The 16,068-nt window shown below is 62.4% G+C and carries 13 protein-coding genes; 1 reads left to right on the forward strand and 12 read right to left on the reverse strand.

Features of this window, described 5'->3' with window-relative positions; all coding sequences use genetic code 11:
- Nucleotides 1-27: 27 nt before the first annotated feature.
- The 3 genes from HYI44_RS15200 to HYI44_RS15210 are packed head-to-tail and all read right to left on the reverse strand — an operon-like array spanning nucleotide 28 to nucleotide 4,041.
- Nucleotides 28-1,113 carry an MBL fold metallo-hydrolase gene (locus tag HYI44_RS15200; RefSeq protein WP_225569763.1) on the reverse strand — a complete coding sequence of 362 codons (1,086 nt, stop codon included), beginning with the start codon at nucleotides 1,111-1,113 and terminating at the stop codon, nucleotides 28-30.
- Nucleotides 1,106-2,959: a long-chain-acyl-CoA synthetase gene (locus tag HYI44_RS15205; protein WP_122839820.1), complete on the reverse strand. Its 1,854-nt coding sequence runs from the start codon at nucleotides 2,957-2,959 to the stop codon at nucleotides 1,106-1,108. Before HYI44_RS15205 ends, HYI44_RS15200 begins: the two co-directional genes overlap by 8 nt.
- Nucleotides 2,956-4,041 (reverse strand): alkene reductase, encoded by a 1,086-nt coding sequence (locus tag HYI44_RS15210; protein ID WP_225569764.1) that lies wholly within the window; start codon nucleotides 4,039-4,041, stop codon nucleotides 2,956-2,958. The genes HYI44_RS15205 and HYI44_RS15210 overlap by 4 nt, the downstream gene beginning before the upstream one ends.
- Nucleotides 4,042-4,295: 254 nt before the next feature.
- On the opposite strand from HYI44_RS15210, the gene HYI44_RS15215 reads away from it, so the two are divergent.
- On the forward strand, nucleotides 4,296-5,624 hold the full coding sequence (locus HYI44_RS15215) for a spinster family MFS transporter (RefSeq protein ID WP_122839818.1): 1,329 nt from the start codon (nucleotides 4,296-4,298) through the stop codon (nucleotides 5,622-5,624).
- 70 nt (nucleotides 5,625-5,694) lie between these two features.
- On the opposite strand, the gene HYI44_RS29385 is transcribed toward HYI44_RS15215, so the two are convergent.
- From HYI44_RS29385 to HYI44_RS15260, 9 genes are all read right to left on the reverse strand, one after another.
- Complete coding sequence (locus HYI44_RS29385) at nucleotides 5,695-6,045, reverse strand: inositol monophosphatase family protein (protein ID WP_225569765.1); 351 nt, start codon at nucleotides 6,043-6,045, stop codon at nucleotides 5,695-5,697.
- A 296-nt stretch (nucleotides 6,046-6,341) separates the two neighbouring features.
- Nucleotides 6,342-7,724, reverse strand: a complete 1,383-nt coding sequence (locus HYI44_RS15225; RefSeq protein WP_225569766.1) for a DUF1329 domain-containing protein — start codon at nucleotides 7,722-7,724, stop codon at nucleotides 6,342-6,344.
- Between the two features lie 92 nt (nucleotides 7,725-7,816).
- On the reverse strand, nucleotides 7,817-9,499 hold the full coding sequence (locus HYI44_RS15230; RefSeq protein ID WP_122839815.1) for a class I adenylate-forming enzyme family protein: 1,683 nt from the start codon (nucleotides 9,497-9,499) through the stop codon (nucleotides 7,817-7,819).
- A 257-nt stretch (nucleotides 9,500-9,756) separates the two neighbouring features.
- The gene (locus HYI44_RS15235; RefSeq protein WP_225569767.1) at nucleotides 9,757-10,899 is read right to left on the reverse strand and encodes an acyl-CoA dehydrogenase family protein; all 1,143 of its coding nucleotides are present in this window, start codon (nucleotides 10,897-10,899) and stop codon (nucleotides 9,757-9,759) included.
- The gene (locus HYI44_RS15240; protein WP_225569768.1) at nucleotides 10,896-12,101 is read right to left on the reverse strand and encodes an acyl-CoA dehydrogenase family protein; all 1,206 of its coding nucleotides are present in this window, start codon (nucleotides 12,099-12,101) and stop codon (nucleotides 10,896-10,898) included. Before HYI44_RS15240 ends, HYI44_RS15235 begins: the two co-directional genes overlap by 4 nt.
- Nucleotides 12,102-12,165: 64 nt before the next feature.
- Nucleotides 12,166-13,335, reverse strand: a complete 1,170-nt coding sequence (locus tag HYI44_RS15245; RefSeq protein ID WP_122839812.1) for an acyl-CoA dehydrogenase family protein — start codon at nucleotides 13,333-13,335, stop codon at nucleotides 12,166-12,168.
- A 10-nt stretch (nucleotides 13,336-13,345) separates the two neighbouring features.
- Entirely contained in the window at nucleotides 13,346-14,524 is a 1,179-nt protein-coding gene (locus tag HYI44_RS15250; RefSeq protein ID WP_122839811.1) for a lipid-transfer protein, read from the reverse strand.
- Between the two features lie 17 nt (nucleotides 14,525-14,541).
- Nucleotides 14,542-14,961: a MaoC family dehydratase gene (locus HYI44_RS15255; RefSeq protein ID WP_045058550.1), complete on the reverse strand. Its 420-nt coding sequence runs from the start codon at nucleotides 14,959-14,961 to the stop codon at nucleotides 14,542-14,544.
- The gene (locus HYI44_RS15260) at nucleotides 14,933-16,066 is read right to left on the reverse strand and encodes an acyl-CoA dehydrogenase family protein (RefSeq protein ID WP_225569769.1); all 1,134 of its coding nucleotides are present in this window, start codon (nucleotides 16,064-16,066) and stop codon (nucleotides 14,933-14,935) included. Before HYI44_RS15260 ends, HYI44_RS15255 begins: the two co-directional genes overlap by 29 nt.
- Between the last annotated feature and the right edge of the window lie 2 nt (nucleotides 16,067-16,068).

Consider the following 16,068-nt stretch of genomic DNA (forward strand, 5'->3'; position numbering starts at 1 on the left):
GTTCAACACTGCTGCCGTGCCGTCCGCTCAAAACACCTTGAGCGATGTCACTGCGCACGCTCCCCTTACAGCACGCCGGTAGCGATATAGCCCCCGGTCCTCTTCCCGCTCCAGCGACCCTTCGGCCACCAGGTAGTTGGCATGGGCCAACGTTTCGCCAAGCGCCATCAGTTCGTCGAAACGACCCGACAGTTTGGGAAACAGCAAAGCCATCAGTTCGAGCACGGTGCGCGGCTCGTCACAGTTGGCCAGCATCAGTGCCAGATGCCCGCGGTGATGGTCCTCCAGCTGATCCAGGCGCTGATGCAAATTGAAGAACGGCCGCTCGTGTGCAGGTAGCACCAGCACACTGTCGGGCAGGCTGCGCAGGTGTTCGATGGAGTCGAGCCATTCGCGCAGTGGGTTGGCCAACGGCTCTGTGGCATGCACGCCGACGGTGGAGGTGATGCGCGGCAACACCTGGTCGCCAGAGATCAGCAAGTCGTCATCGGCGGCGTACAGGCACGCATGCTCCGGCGAGTGACCGCGACCGATGACCACCTGCCAGGTACGACCGCCGATGTGCAGGAAGCTGCCCTCGCGCAAACGGCGAAAATGGTTCAGCGCAGCTGGCAGGAAATGCGCGTTGCTCATCACCGCGAACATCTCGGCACTCTGCTCGTCGCTGACGCCGGCCTTGCGGTAGAAATCGAGAAGGTCCCAGCCCGGCGGTTGCTCGGAGGGAAACCTGACGTGCAGTGACTGGAATTCGCTGGCGGTCATATACACCGGGCAGTGGAAACGCTCCGACAGCCATGCGGCCACACCGGCATGGTCAGAGTGGAAGTGGGTACACACCACCGCCAGCAGAGGCAGCCCGCCACACACCTCACCGAGCACCCGGTCCCAGACTTCTCGGGTTTGCGCGGTGTTCATGCCGGTGTCCACCACTACCCAGCCGTCGGTGTGGCGCAGCAGATAGAGGTTGATGTGGTCCAGGCGAAACGGCAGCGGCATGCGCAACCACCACACACCCGGCGCCACTTCAAGCACCTGTCCGGAATCCGGCGGCTGTGGCCAGGGATAGCGCAAGCCGCTGCGCAGTTCGTGACCGTTGGCGTCGAGATCAGCCATGGTCGGCCACCGCGAAGGGCGCCAGGCCAGCCCGCTCCAGAGCTGCTTGCGAGTAAGGCACATAGGTGCGGGCCTGTTCGTCGCGGATGAACAATGGGTCGCCGCAACGCTTCGGGCAGTAGCCCTGGCGCTGTAGATCAACCTTGCGCAGCTTGAAGCTGGCCGTCAGGTCGGCCGTTTGGGTAACCCGCACGAACACCGGAGCCGCGTAGCGCGGCAGGCGCGCCTCAGTCACGGCATACAGTGCGGCCGGATCAAACACCTGGCCCGCCTGCATCTGGACCGCGGCCATGCCAGCGCGGCCTTCATGGCCCGGCACCTGCACCCCATAGATATTCACCAGTTCCAGGCCCTTGAGATCTCCCAGGGCGTCCGCCACTTCCTGGGTCGAAACGTTCTCGCTCTTCCAGCGATAGGTATCGCCGATGCGGTCGACGAAGTAGCAATAGCCCTCAGCGTCCTCGCGCAACAAGTCGCCGGAACTCCACCAGGCATCGCCTTCGCGCAACACATTGCGGCGGATCTTGCTCTCGGTTGCCTCGCTCGAGGTGTAGCCCTCGAAGCGACCGCCACCGATGTCCGGGTGATCGACGATAAAGCCCATGGCCTCACCGATCTCACCCACTTTGCAGACTTGATAGAAACCGTTTTCGTCCCGCGGATGGCAGTCGTTTTCAATGTCGTAACGCACCAGCCGCAAATTGGTCTTGTTCCAGTCCGGCACACGTCCGCAAGAACCGAAATAGTTGTCGACGTTGATCACCGCCGCATTGGCTTCGGTGGCGCCCCAGCCCTCGAACACCTGGATCGGACCGAAGCGTTCCAGCCAGCGCTGCCAGGAATCCGGCGACAGCCCGGCGCCGAGCATGCAGCGCAAGCTGTGCTCGCGCTCACCGGCGCGCACCGGCTGATTGAGCAGATAGCGGCAGATTTCACCGATGTACTGGAAGATGCTGATCCGATGACGGGCCACGTCCTTCCAGAACTCACGCACGCTGAACTTGCGGCGCACCACGATGGCTGCACCGGCGCGCAGCGCGGTAGAGGTGACCGAAGTGGCTGCGGCGCCGTGGTACAGCGGCAGGCAGCAATAGAACACATCATCGCAGGTGGCTTGCAGGGTGACTTCCATCACATCGCCCGAGGACATCCAGCGCATGTGGCTGTAGCGCGCCGCCTTGGGCAACCCGGTAGTGCCCGAGGTAAAAATAAGCAGGGTCGGCGCCTGCGCTTCGATGTGCGCGCGAATATCGCGTGGAAACGGCGTGCGCGGCGCTTTTTCCAGGCGTGCATCGAAATGCCCGTCGATCACCTTGGGCAGCGGTCCGCTCCAGGGGTTTTCCGCGTCGCGTATCAGCCAGCATGGCAAGTCCGGAAAGCTTTCGGTGGCTTGTATATTGGCCAGGCATTCTTCACCGATCACCAACGCCTTGGCGTCGGTGGTGTGCAATGCATGCAGCAACGCACGGCCGTTTACCTGGGTATTGATGAAGGCCACCACCACTCCCAGCTTCACCAGGCCGAACCAGGTGCAGAAGAACGCCGGGCGGTTTTCCATGGCCAGGGCACAGACATCACCGGCGCGCAGGCCGTTGGCGTAAAAAGTGTGGGCCATCTGATTGGCCCGGGCATCGACTTCCAGGTAGCTCAGCACCTGCTCGCCGTAGATCAGAAATGTGCGCTCACCCTGCTCGCGCGCCTGTTGCTCCAGGCGGTCCGCCAGGGTATGCCGATCACTCGGCTTGATCAGCCCGGCAGCCGCCGAGCGCTGGTCAAGCAGTGCCTGGGTCTGCTCCCGTGGTACCGCGCGGGTCGGCAGGAGGTGGCTGAAGTCATTCAGGTTCATCGCGCCACCTCCTGCGCATTCGCTTGATAAGTGGGGTAATCGGAGTACCCGGCCCGACCCGGCGTATACAGGGTCTTGCGATTGAAGCCACTCAGAGGCAGGCCATTCTTCAAGCGCTCCACCAGATCGGGGTTGGCAATAAAGTGACGGCCAAACGACACGGCAGCCCCCTCGCCCGACGCGAGAGCGGCACTGGCCGAGTGGCCGTCGAAACCATCATTGAGAATCAAGGCATGGGGACTGTGGCGACGCGCCAGGGCGAAGGCATCGAGGTCGGCCAGAGGCGAGCGCATGATGTGCAGGTATGCCAGCCCCAACGGCGCCACGGCTTCACACAAGGCGGCCGCCGTCCCTGCGGGATCGCGGTCGTCAATGTCGTTGTAGGGATTACCGGGGCACAGGCGAAAACCGACACGGCCAGCGCCGATCGCACTGGCCATGGCCTCGATGACCTCCTTGGCGAAACGCACCCGTCCGGTCACGTCGCTGCCGTAGGCATCGTTGCGCTGGTTGCTGCCTGAGGCCATGAACTGCATCGGCAGGTAACCGCTGGTGCAGTGCAGTTCGACACCGTCGAAGCCCGCCAGGCGCGCATTCAGTGCGGCCTGACGGTAGTCTTCGATGACCTCGCCAATGCCTTGCAGGCTCAGCGCCAGCGGCTCGTCAGTGTCCACCAGGCCGGCGGCGTCACTGAACACCTGTGTGCGCGCACGCAATGCCGACGGCGCCACCGTGGCCGCCCCGACTGGCTTGTTGTGCCGGCTGGCGGCACGACCGACGTGCATCAGCTGCAGGACGATGCGCCCGCCCTCGGCGTGCACCGCCTCGGTGACACGCCGCCAGCCGACGATCTGCTCATCGTTATAGATGGCCGGGGTGCGACAATAGCCCAGACCGCTCGCGGAAGGCGCGGTACCCTCGGCCACGATCAACCCGGCGCCGGCCCGCTGGCGGTAGTACTCGACCATATCGCTGCCGGGTACTGCATCGGCAAGGGCGCGGCTGCGCGTCATGGGGGCCATGACGATGCGATTGGCCAGTTGCAGTTCGCCCAGGGCGACCGGCTCGAACAAGACGCTCATTGCAATTCCTCAGCTTCTTATTGTTTTCAGGCTTTTCCAGGGCCTGCCACAGCGTGGGCAAACCCTGACAGGCCAGCGAATATGGGCTGAATGATTGACCGTGAGCGCATGCGAAACATCGTCCGACAAGACTAGGTCGGCGATCCTGCAAAACAGGACGGTGCGCAGAGCAAAAATGGTCTGAATGGACGATGAGAAAAACCCGTGACACGCCGAGCATCGCGTCAACTAGAACAAAACCGGGAGCACCCGCAGTGAATCAATCCACCCCCGTGACATGGCGAACGCACTACGCGCTGTTCGTGCTCGCCAGCATCTATGTGTTCAACTACATCGACCGCCAACTGATGGCGATATTGATCGAACCGGTAAAGCTCGAATTCGGCATTTCCGATACCGGCATCGGCCTGCTTTCGGGGGTGACCTTCGCGGTGTTCTATACCGTGTTCGGCTTTCCGCTGGGGCGCCTGTCGGACCGCATCGGGCGCAAGCCGGTGATCGCCTTCAGCTGCATTGCCTGGAGCCTGATGACCATGCTCTGCGGTATGGCCGGTAATTTCCTGACCCTGGTGCTGGCGCGGATCGGTGTGGCAGTCGGCGAGGCCGGAGGCACGGCGCCGTCGGTGGCCATGGTCTCGGATTTGTACCCGGCGAACCGCCGATCTACTGCACTGTCGGTGTTAATGCTCGGTTCCAGCCTGGGCGCGATTGTCGGCCTGGGCCTCGGCGGCTGGATAGCCCAACACCACGGCTGGCGCTACGCTTTCCTGCTGATCGGCGCCCCCGGGATCTTCCTGGGTCTGCTTCTGCTGCTGACCGTGCGTGCGCCCAAGCGCGTTGTGCCGCTGGGTCAGGTCGTGGCGCAACAGGAAGGCTGGCTCAAGACGCTGGTCGAACTGTTTCGCATGCCCTCGTTCCTGTGTCTGGTACTCACCGGCGGCGCGGCGGCGATTGCTGGCTACGCCATCGGCACCTGGAGCCCGAGCTTCCTCATCCGTTCCCACGGGCTCAACCTGCAAGAGGCCGGATTCCTGGTAGGCGTGGTGGGTGGCACGGGTGCGACTGTCGGCACCCTGGCCTGCGGCATCCTCACCGACCGCATGGCGCGGCGCGATGTCGGCTGGCAAATCGGTGTGCCGTTGGCAGGTACGCTGATCAGCATTCCCTTTGCTCTTTCGTACTTTCTCTGGCCCCAGGGCACGGCGTTCTACATCGGCAGCATCGCCGTTCCACAGGCGTTTGTGTTCTACAGCGCGTTCTCTTTTTTTGGTGTCTGGTGGGCAACACCGTGCCTGAGCGCCATCACCCACCTGTTCCCGGCCACACGGCTGGCACAGGCCACGGCCATTTTTGTGATGGCCATGACCCTGCTGGGCGTCGGTATCGGGCCGCTATTTGTAGGCATGCTCAGCGATTTCTTCGTGCCGACCCTGGGCAGTGAATCCCTGCGCTATGCCCTGGCTTCGTCGGTGTCGATGCTGGTGCTGGCCTGCGTGTTCCTGACCCTGGCACTGCCGCGCTATCGACAACAGATGAAGGACCCTGCGGCGCATCTCACCGCGGTACGGCCCGTGGCGGCCTGAGCCCCTCCGCGCACCACCACGCCGCTGCAACCTTGCCAGGTTCCAGCGGCATTTTTTTCGGTTTACCCTGTCAGTAAGTTCCCCCTTCAAACCAAAAAGGGCCTGCCTCCCGTGCCCGGAAGCAGGCCCTTGCGCCAGCGTGTAGAGCCTGCAGGCCGTCAGCGTAGAAATGCGGGTTGTCCAGGCCGGGCTTGCCATAACGCAGCGGATCGCCGTCAAGGGTGCGGACCTGTCCACCGGCAGCGACTAGCACCGCATGCCCCGCCGCGATATCCCACGCCATGGTGCGTCCCAGGCGCGGATAAAGGTCCGCCTCCCCGGCAGCCACCAGGCAAACAACTTCCATAACCGCCGTTTCAGCATGCACCACGGCCACCCCCCGGAAGTCGACGTCAACGGCAGCGCCACCTACGAGGGTCACTGCGTCAAGCTCCATAGCGAGTGGCGCATTCTCCGTACCGGTTACAAACGCCTACTGGAGATGATCGGGTCACTTGATCCGCAATGGTCAATCACCTCTGCGCCGATCAACTGACTTTCCCTTTGCAGGGGCTAGCCTGCTCGCGATGGTCGTGGACGATATCGCGTTAAACCAGATGGCCCGCGGCGCCCTCGGGTTTTTCGCGAGCAAGCTCGCTCCTACAGGGAACGAACAAGAACCAAAAAAAAGCCCTATCGAAATCCGATAGGGCTTTTTTCATTGCCGCGACCTGGGTGTTACCGCCCGATCGCCCGTGCCGCATCCGCAGTGTACTGGTCCGGCGTGAATTTGCCTTCGTTGAGGATCGGACCTTTTTTCGCCTCGTTGGTCATGCCGTAGCCGGTGTATTGGCCGGAGTTCAAGTCCATGAAGAACTGCGAGCCAGCCTGCCAGCCACTCATGTCAGGATGGTAGTAATAGTTGACCATGGCGTGCTTCCACAGCTGCCCACGGGCATCGTAGTTGTCGGCCATCACCGCGTTCCAGGTGTCTTCGTCGATGAACAGCACGCGTTTGCCATAGACATGACGGAAGCCTTCCTTCAAGTCGGCTTCCACCACCCACACGCGGCGCAACTCGTAACGCATGAAGTCAGGGTTGGGATGATTGGGTGTCAGGAGGTCGGCATACTTGACCGTCCCGGCATTAGGCTTGAACGCGTTGGCCGGGGTATAGATCTCGCGCTTGCCGATCAGTTTCCAGGAGAAACGCTCCGGTGAACCGTTGAACAAACGGTCCTCGTCGACGGTCATGGTGCCGTTGGTGCCGATCATCGGCTGATCGTAACCATAACCGGGCAGTTGCCGCACGCGCCTCGTCGATGGGCTGTAGGACCAGGCCTGACGCGCATCGGTGCCATAGTTGTAGGGTTCATGGGCAATGCTGAGGGTGCCGTTGTCCCGGGCCGGTTTCAGGGTCATGTTGTTACTCATGGCCGAGAGTTTGTCTTCGGTGCGGGAATCGGTGGTGGGTGAGTTGGCCAACGACAGGTTGCGCGCGTAGGCACGCCCCCAGCCAATGCTGCCGTTGGGCAGGACCGAGGCCAGGTCGGAGGTTTTTTCCTCTGTGTAGGCTCGGGCCGGCAGTTGGTGGTTCCACAACACTTCCACGCCGCTTTTGGGGATCGGGAACGGCACCTGGCCAACACCGGTGAAACCGTCGCCGTCGTTGACCAGCTTGGCGTGCAACGCGTTATCCATCGCGCGGCGGCAGACGTAATCGGGATAACGAAAATCCCGATGGCCTGGGTAAATGTTCATCCTGTAGGTGGTCGGGTACTTCTTCAGCAGCGCCTTCTGGCCTTCGGTCAGGTGCGCCTCGTACTGGCTCATGTTCTGCGCGGTGATCACCAGGATCGGCTTCTCCGCCGCATAGGGATCAACTGGCTGGTCCCCGGAAAATTTCACATGGTTCCAGCCCGGTACTTCGCCCAGGTACTTGCCGGTGTAGGGTGGAATCGTGCCTTCGGCGTTACCGGCTTGCTCGGCGCCGACACAGGTCAGCTCCTTGCCCAGCTTGGCCGCTTCCTGAGGTGACACTGCGGCGTGCGCATAAACCATCAGCCCGCTATTGGCTGTGACTGCGACCGCGAGCATGAGACCGGTTCTTGTTATTTTCATGTGATGCCTCCTAGGCTGATAAGGCTGTGTGAGATGGACCCATTGTTCGTGTTCTGGCGGCACCGACATCGTCCGGAAAGACTAAGGTGCAATCAGACGCCCAACTTTTCTTGCAGCTGTGCCTTGAGCACCTTGCCAGTGGCATTGCGTGGCAAGGGTTCAAGTACCCGATAGACCTGGGCCGGGACTTTGTAGGCGGCCAGGCGCTCGGCAATGAATGCGCAGACTTGTGCCTCCTGGGGTAGCGTCGAAGCCTGGCCGTGGACGGCCAACCCCACCGTTTCCCCCAGCAGCGGGTCGGCAATGGCGAATGCCGCCGCTTCGAGGACCCCGGGCAAATCGAGGACACACGTCTCGATCTCTGCGGCAGAAATTTTCTCGCCACCACGGTTGATCAAATCCTTCACCCGGCCGGTGATGTAGAGAAACCCCTCCTCATCGAGGTAACCGATATCGCCGGTGTCGAGCCAACCGTCGTGCAGACTTTGCGCAGTGGCTTCGGGCAGGTTCCAGTAGGCGCTCATCAAGGTTGGGGAGCGCAACCAGATCACCCCACGAGTCCCGGCCACCTGCGGCTGGCCAGGGCTTTCGCCGATATGAATATCGACTATCGGCAGCGGCCAGCCAGCGGTCTGCGGCTTGTACACGAACGGATCACCACCGATGGCAGCGCCGATCCCGTTGCTTTCGGTCAGGCCGTACCCGGCACCGCCAATCACGTCAGGCTTGAGCTTGAGCATGTTGTCCAGCACCCCGGCGGACGAAGCTGCACCTCCCAGTCCAAGACCGAAGAGGCTGGCGGTGTGCTCGCCGCCAAAACGTGGCGAGGCAAGCAGTTGCTGCATCATCACCGGTGCCCCGTTGAACTGAGTGCAACGCTCATCGCGAATGAGGTCGATGGCTTGTTCGACATCCCACTTGTACATCAGCATCAAGCGCCGGCCACCGCGCAGTGCCGACAGGAACTGCGCATGCAAGCCGCTGACATGGAACAGCGGTACTGCCGCCAATGTGGTGGGGGCAAAGCCACTGTTGATCACCACGCCGACACGCTCGGGTGAGCTCATGGCGCAAAACGCACCCTGGAAATCCAGGGCATACAGCGCCTGGCAGATTGCCCGGTGACTGGACACGGCGCCCTTGGCGCGGCTGGTGGTGCCCGAGGTGTAGAGGATCAGTGCCGGCGCGTCAGGATCGATTTCCAGCGTGGGTGCCGGCAATATCGGGGCGTTGATCAAGTCTTCGAATCGCAGGCAGTACTCGGGAAAGGCAGTTTCCTGCGCCCCGACGACTATCGTGCCTCGCTGCTCACGGGCCAAATCTTCATGCAGGGTATTTAATCTTGCTTCATCACACACCAGCAGGCGCGAATCGCTGTCTTGCAGCGCGTACTGCAGTTCGTCGCGCAGCCCCCAACTGTTGAGCGGCACACACACCGCACCACAGCGCACGATCGCGGCGAACGCCACGAGCCACGCTGGCTGGTTACGCATTGCGATGGCCACGCGCTCGCCGGGCTGCAGTCCGAAACGAGCCACCATTTGCCCGGCCAGTCGATCGACCTGATCGAAGAACTGGTTGAAGGTCAGGCGTTGCGATTGCCAGACCAGGAATTCACGGTCACCGTGGACCCGACCGGCGTCGAACACCTGCGTCAAATCGCGCGCGGCGTGCCGGAAGTAACGTGGAGCGCCGTCATCGGACGTCACCACCTCAAACGGCGCACCGGGGGCGATCAGTTGTCGCCACGCGGTTTGCCAGCGTTCAATGCTCATTTGTGTATCTCCAGAACAACCGAGAGACCTGTGGCAGCGGGCTTGCCCGCGAAGAGGCCGGCACATTCAACATCTGCATCGCCTGACACTCCGTCATCGCGGGCAAGCCCGCTCCCACAGGGTGGTGAGTCGTACTCACGAGTTGGGTACACCAGGGATCCTTGTGGGAGCGAGCCTGCTCGCGAAGGGGCCGGCACATTCAACATGCCGATGGCCTGACACTCCGTCTTCGCGGGCAAGCCCGCTCCCACACGGGTTCAGGCGTGGGCGCAATAGCGTTCGCAATGGAAATCCCGATCCCCCAGGCAGCTCTGCGCCACGCGAACGCGCTTGAGGTACAGGCCGACATCGAGCTCGTCGGTAACGCCTATGCCGCCGTGCATCTGCACGGCTTCGTTGGCGACCTTGAGCGCGGTGTCGCCGGCTTTCCATTTCGCCAGGCTGACCAGTCGAGCACGTGCCCGAGCGTCATGACCGGCGTCATCCAGGGTCGCCAAGGCGGCCATCAGGGCGCTGCGACTCAGCGCAAGATCGACGTACATCTTCGCGGCGCGGTGTTGCAGCGACTGAAAGGTGCCAATCGGCGTATCGAACTGCACCCGGGTCTTGAGGTACTCCAGGGTGGTTTCGAACAGTTGCTCGGCCATCCCCAACAGCTCCGCCGCGAGGCAGGTGCGGCCGCGATCCAGTGCGGTTTCAAGCACGGCCCAACCTTCATCCAGGTTGCCCAGCAAGGCATCGCTGCCCACGCGCACCTCGTCCAGTCGCAGGCGGGCGCTGTTGCGCGAATCGATCAATCCCAAAGCGCTGACGGTCACCCCCCGGCTATCGGCCGGTACCAGGAACAGACTGATACCTTGAGTGTCGCCTGGCTGGCCGCTGGTGCGGGCCGCCACTACATAGGCATCGGCGCCCTGCCCGTCGATCACCCAGAATTTGTCGCCGTGCAGGCAATAGCCCTGTCCATCTGCCTTGGCTGCCAGGGCGATGTGGCTCGGGTTGTGGCGAGAACGTTCGTCCACGGCCAGGGCCAGGCGCTGCTCACCACCGATCACCGCTTGCAGCCAACGTGTCTGTTGCGCCGGGTTGCCCGCCAGAAGAACCAATGACCCACCGAGTACCACACTGGATAACAGCGGCGTGGCGGACAGATTGCGCCCTATGGATTCGAAGATTGGTCCGAGCCCCTTGCAACCGAAATCCAGACCGCCAAAGTCTTCCGGAAAAGGAATCGCGCTCCAACCCAACTCCACGGCTTCACGCCACAGCTGCGGTTCGAAGCCAAAAGCTACAGCCTCATCGCGCAATCGGCGCTGGGCACTGACCGGACTGCGGGCGGCGAGAAAGTCCCGGGCGCTGTCGGCCAGCAAACGCTGTTCATCGCTATAACGAAGGCTCATGCAGCAACTCCTTTTTTGGCGTCCGGCAAGCCCAGCACGCGCTTGGCGATAACGTTCAACTGGACCTCCGAGGACCCGCCGGAAATGGTCAGCGCATAACTGTTCAACCAGGAGCGGGTCACCGCCAGTTGCTGCTCGCTGAACGCAACACTCTCCCAACCAAAGGCGTGCCCGGCCATGGCATCGAGCAGCACTTCGAACTTGTCGCGCTCCTGCTCGGTGTGCACCAGTTTCATGATCGACATCAGGCCGCCGATGTCGTCGCCGGCCCGCGCCTCCTCACCCATGCGCTGCACAGTCAGGTTGTAGGTCTGTTCATTCATCGCACAGGCTGTGGCCCGGGCCTGCAGGGCATGCTCGCCCTGGGTCTGTGGCGCCGGCACGTACTCGCGCATCAACGCCAGCAGGTCGAAGTGCGACGGCAGGCTGAACTCACCGAACTTCGACATCGCCTTGCGTTCGTGCTGCAGCAGGTATTTGGCCAGAGTCCAGCCGCCGTTCAACGGCCCGATCAACTGGCTCTTGGGGACTTTCACCGCATCGAAGAACACCTGGCAAAATGCCGACTTGCCGCTGATCAAATCGATCGGCTGCGGCTTGACGCCGGGGCTGCGCATGTCCAGTACGATCAGGCTGATGCCTTCGTGTTTCGGCGCACTGAAATCGGTGCGCACCAGGGCATACATCCAGTCGGATTTGTCGCCGTAGGAGGTCCAGATCTTGCTGCCGTCGACGATGAAGTGGTCGCCTGCATCGCGAGCGGCCATTTTCAGGCTGGCCAGGTCGGAACCGGCGTTTGGTTCGGAGAACCCCTGGCACCAGCGCACTTCACCACGGGCAATGGGAGGCAGCAGATCGCGTTTCTGTTGCTCACTGCCAAACGCCAGCAGCACTGGCCCGAGCATCCAGATACCAAGGTTGATCTGTGGCGGCCGGCACTTGACGCGGCGCATCTCGCTTTCCAGCACCGCCAGTTGCTCGTCACTCAGGCCCGCGCCGCCGTATTCTTCAGGCCACTCGGGACAGAACCAGCGCTTGTCGCGCATGCGTTCAAACCACAGTCGTGCGTCTTCGCACGGAAACTGCGGGTTCTGGCTGCCCCACACGACATCGCCTTCAGCCATACCGGTGCGCATTGACAGCGGGCAGTTAGCCTCCAGCCAGGCACGCGTGTCGTGCCGAAATTGCTCGATAGTGCTCATGAAAGTCCCCTTCGACCCGCGCCGGAACCGGGCCGAGTACGTTTTTGTTGTTGATGGACCAGCGTCAGCGTTGGGTGCGCGGCATGCCGAGGCCAAACTGGGCGATCAGCTCACGCTGGATTTCATTGGTGCCACCGCCAAAGGTCAGGGTCGGTGAGCTGCGCAACTCGAATTCCAGCTCTCCCTGCAGCAGGGTCGCTGCCGAGCCACTGCGCATTGAACCGTTGGCGCCAAGGATCCCCGCCAGCTTGCGCAGGATCTCGATGGCCGACTCCGAGCCGAACACCTTGGTGGTCGAGCTCAGCGCCACGTCCATCCGATCTCGGTCCAGGTCGGCAGCAATGCGCATGTTGATCAGGCGCATCGCTTCCAGGCGCGCGTAACACTCGGCCAGCGAGCTGCGCACCCAGGCCTTGTCCATCGCTCGACGACCCTGTTCGTCACAGGCCCGCGCCCACAGATAGACCCGGCGAAACAGCGCCACGACCTTGTCCGACCAGGTGCCAAGGCCGAGGCGTTCATGGTTCAGTTGCGAGGTGATCAACTTCCAGCCGCCGTGCAACTGGCCCACCAGCATTTCGTTGGGCACCCGTACGTTGTCGTAGTAGGTGGCCGTGGTCGGAATGCTCGTGGTGGGGATCAGGGTATGAGAGAAACCCGGCGTCGTAGTGTCCACGATCAGCAGCGATATGCCTTTATGCCTTGCCTGAGTCGCATCGGTCCGGGCGGCCAGCCAAACGAAATCGGCCGATTCGGCACCTGAGGTCCACAGTTTGTTGCCATTGACCAAAAAGCCTTCGTCGTCCTGGCGGGCAGTGGTTTTGAGCACGGCCAGATCGCTGCCAGCGTCGGGTTCGGAATAACCAATGGCAAACATGATTTCACCGGCCGCGATGCCGGGCAGAAAGCGTTCCTTCTGCAGCTCGCTGCCATGGGCCATCAAGGAAGGGCCGACGGTGCTGATAGTGACGAACGGCAGTGGCGCGCCGGCGATGTTGGCTTCTTCAAAGAAGATCAACTGTTCAGTGGCCGCGTAACCCTGGCCGCCGTGGGCCTTTGGCCAACCGACCGCGAGCCAGCCGTCGCGGCCCATCTGGCGGATGGTCTGGCGAAACAGATCACCGCCTTCCTTGCCCCGCAACTGGTCGCGCATGTCCGGGGTCATCAGGGCCTGGAAATAGTCCCGCACCTTGTGGCGCAGGGCATGTTGTTCGGGAGTGAGGTCAACGAACATTTGCTGCTCCTTAGGCTGCGCCGAGAATCAGGCCGCTGGTGGGTACGCCGGTGCCGGCGGTGACTAGTACGTTTTGCACATCCGCCACCTGGTTGACTGCCGTACCACGCACCTGCCGCACCGCTTCGGCGATCCCGTTCATGCCGTGGATGTAGGCCTCACCCAGTTGCCCGCCGTGGGTGTTGATGGGCAGCTTGCCGCCACGGGCGTGATGCCCGGCGCGGATGAATTCCTTGGCTTCACCCCGTTTGACGAAGCCGAACTCCTCCAGCTGTGGCAGCACGAACGGAGTGAAATGGTCGTAGATCACCGCCGTCTGGAAAGACTCCGGGCCCAGGCCTGACTGGCGATACAACTCGCGGGCCACCACGCCCATTTCCGGCAGCCCGGTGATGTCGTCGCGGTAGAACGAGGTCATGCTCTGCTGGCCGTGGCTGATGCCTTGGGAGCCAGCCTTGATGGTCACCGGTTTCTGCCGAAGGTCACGGGCGCGCTCGGCCGAGGTAATCACCATCGCCACGGCGCCGTCGGACTCCTGGCAGCAATCGAGCAAGTGCAGCGGCTCGCAGATCCAGCGCGAGGCCTGGTGTTCTTCCAGGGTGATCGGCTTGCCGTGGAAAAACGCCTGGGGATTGGTCGCCGCAAAATCCCGCGCGGCCACAGCGATCCGGCCAAAGTCTTCGCTGGTGGCGCCATAGGTGTGCATGTAGCGCTGGGCAAACATCCCAACCCAGGCTGCCGGCGTATGGAAGCCGTGGGGCATGTACCAGCCGTAGTTGACGTTGTCGAATATCGGCGAAGCTGCAAAGCCGTAGTTGCCGGTACCGAAGCGGTACCAGGAACGCTCGTTCATGGCCCGGTACACCACCACTACTTTCGCCACCCCGGTGGCTACTGCCATCGCCGCGTGCATGACCGGCCCACAGGCAGCGCCGCCGCCATGGGGCACCTGAGAGAAGAATTTGACGTCCTTGCACCCCAGCAGACGGGCAATTTCGTACTCCGGGACCTTGTCCACCGAGTAGGAGCTGAAGCCGTCCACCTCCGACGGATCGATGCCGGCATCCTTGAGCGCACTCAAGGTGGCCTCCATGGCCAGGCGCAATTCGGTGCGTCCGGAGTTCTTGGAAAATTCGGTCGCGCCCAGACCAACGATCGCGGCACGCCCGGAAATCGATGAATCAGTCATCTGTGTCTCTCCGGCTGTCAGGGCAGGACCAGCGCGACCGTGCCGGTCACGTGGTTGCCCATGGAATTTTTGCCGCTCAAAGTGATTTCCACCGAGCGGGTGTCCGCATCGACTGCGCTGACGCTGCCACTGAACGTCATGCAGTCGCCGGGATAATTCGGTGCGCCGAGTTTGATTTTCAGTGCGCTGAATTGCGCCAGCGGCCCGGCCCACTGTTCGATGAATCGCTGCACCAGGCCATTGGTGGTGAGGATGTTCATGAACACGTGGGGCGAACCCAGGGCTCGGGCCGCCTCCGCGTCGTGGTGACCGGGAAAGTAGTCACGGGTGGCAATCGCACCACCGTTGATCAGGGTCACCGTGATCGGCACCGCAAGCTGCGGCAGTACTTCGCCGGGGCGCACGTCTTCAAAGCGCTTGGTGTTCTTCGAGGTCATATTTCCATCCCAGCTTGTCGTTATCGTTGAGCCAGTCGCCCAGGCGTTCCAGGTTTGCCGCCGAGCCACCCAAGGCAAGGGACAAGCCGCGACTCCAGTAGAGAAAACGGTGGATCGGGTACGTCAGGTCGACGCCGATGCCGCCATGTACGTGCTGCGCGGTGTGGCCAATGCGGTGTCCCGCTTCACAGGCCAGCCAGGCAGTGGCCAGCGCTTCACTGGGCGCCTGCATATCGGCATCGATGCGGTAGACCAGTTGCCACAAGGTCGTACGCAAGGCTTCGACGGCGATATGGGTATCGGCCATGCTCATCTGCACCGCCTGGAAGCTGCCGATGACGCGTTCGAACTGCCGACGCTCGCTGACGTAGGCCACGGTGCGGCGGATCTGCTCTTCGCTGACACCCAGCTGCAAGGACGCCAATGCCGCGGTGCAGCGAAGTTCAAGCCAGGCGACAGCTTCAGCCGGTAACAGCGCGGTGGCGCTCACGGTCAAACCCTGGATGTGTAAGTCGGCCACCGCTTCGCCGTGGGTCAGCACCGCCGACACCCGTTGTATCTCGGGCGCCGAAAGGTCGAGCAGCAGCAAGCGCGGCTGGTTTTCTGCTTCTACCAACACCAGCGCTGCCTGGGACTGATCACCCAACGCCAAGGCTGCAACCCGGCCGTCGATCAACCAGCCGTCGGCGCAAGCACGGGCTCGCAGTTCGATGCCGAGCGCACTGCTCAAACCATCGACAGACAGACTCAGCAGCACCTCGCCGGATGCCGCCCTGGCAACCCACCCTCCATTGTCGGCGGCGTCAAACCGGGCCAGGGTCGCAGCCGCCAATTGATGACGCCACAAGGGCACCTGGGCCAGGGCCTTACCCTGGGCTTGCAGCACCAGCATCAACTCAGTCATGCCCAGGCCGCTGCCACCGTGCTCTTCGGGGATGGCCAAGGCATGCAGGCCGGTCTCGACACACAACGTCCACAACGGCGCCATCATCGCCTCGCCGCTGGTGTCCCACTGGCGCATGTAGTCATCATGGCAATGGTCGACAAACAGGCCGTCGGCCATTTGCGCAATGGCGCGCTGGTCTTCGCTCAATTCGAAATCCATGT

The organism is Pseudomonas sp. Y24-6 (genome assembly GCF_020295325.1).
Taxonomy (GTDB): domain Bacteria; phylum Pseudomonadota; class Gammaproteobacteria; order Pseudomonadales; family Pseudomonadaceae; genus Aquipseudomonas; species Aquipseudomonas gregormendelii.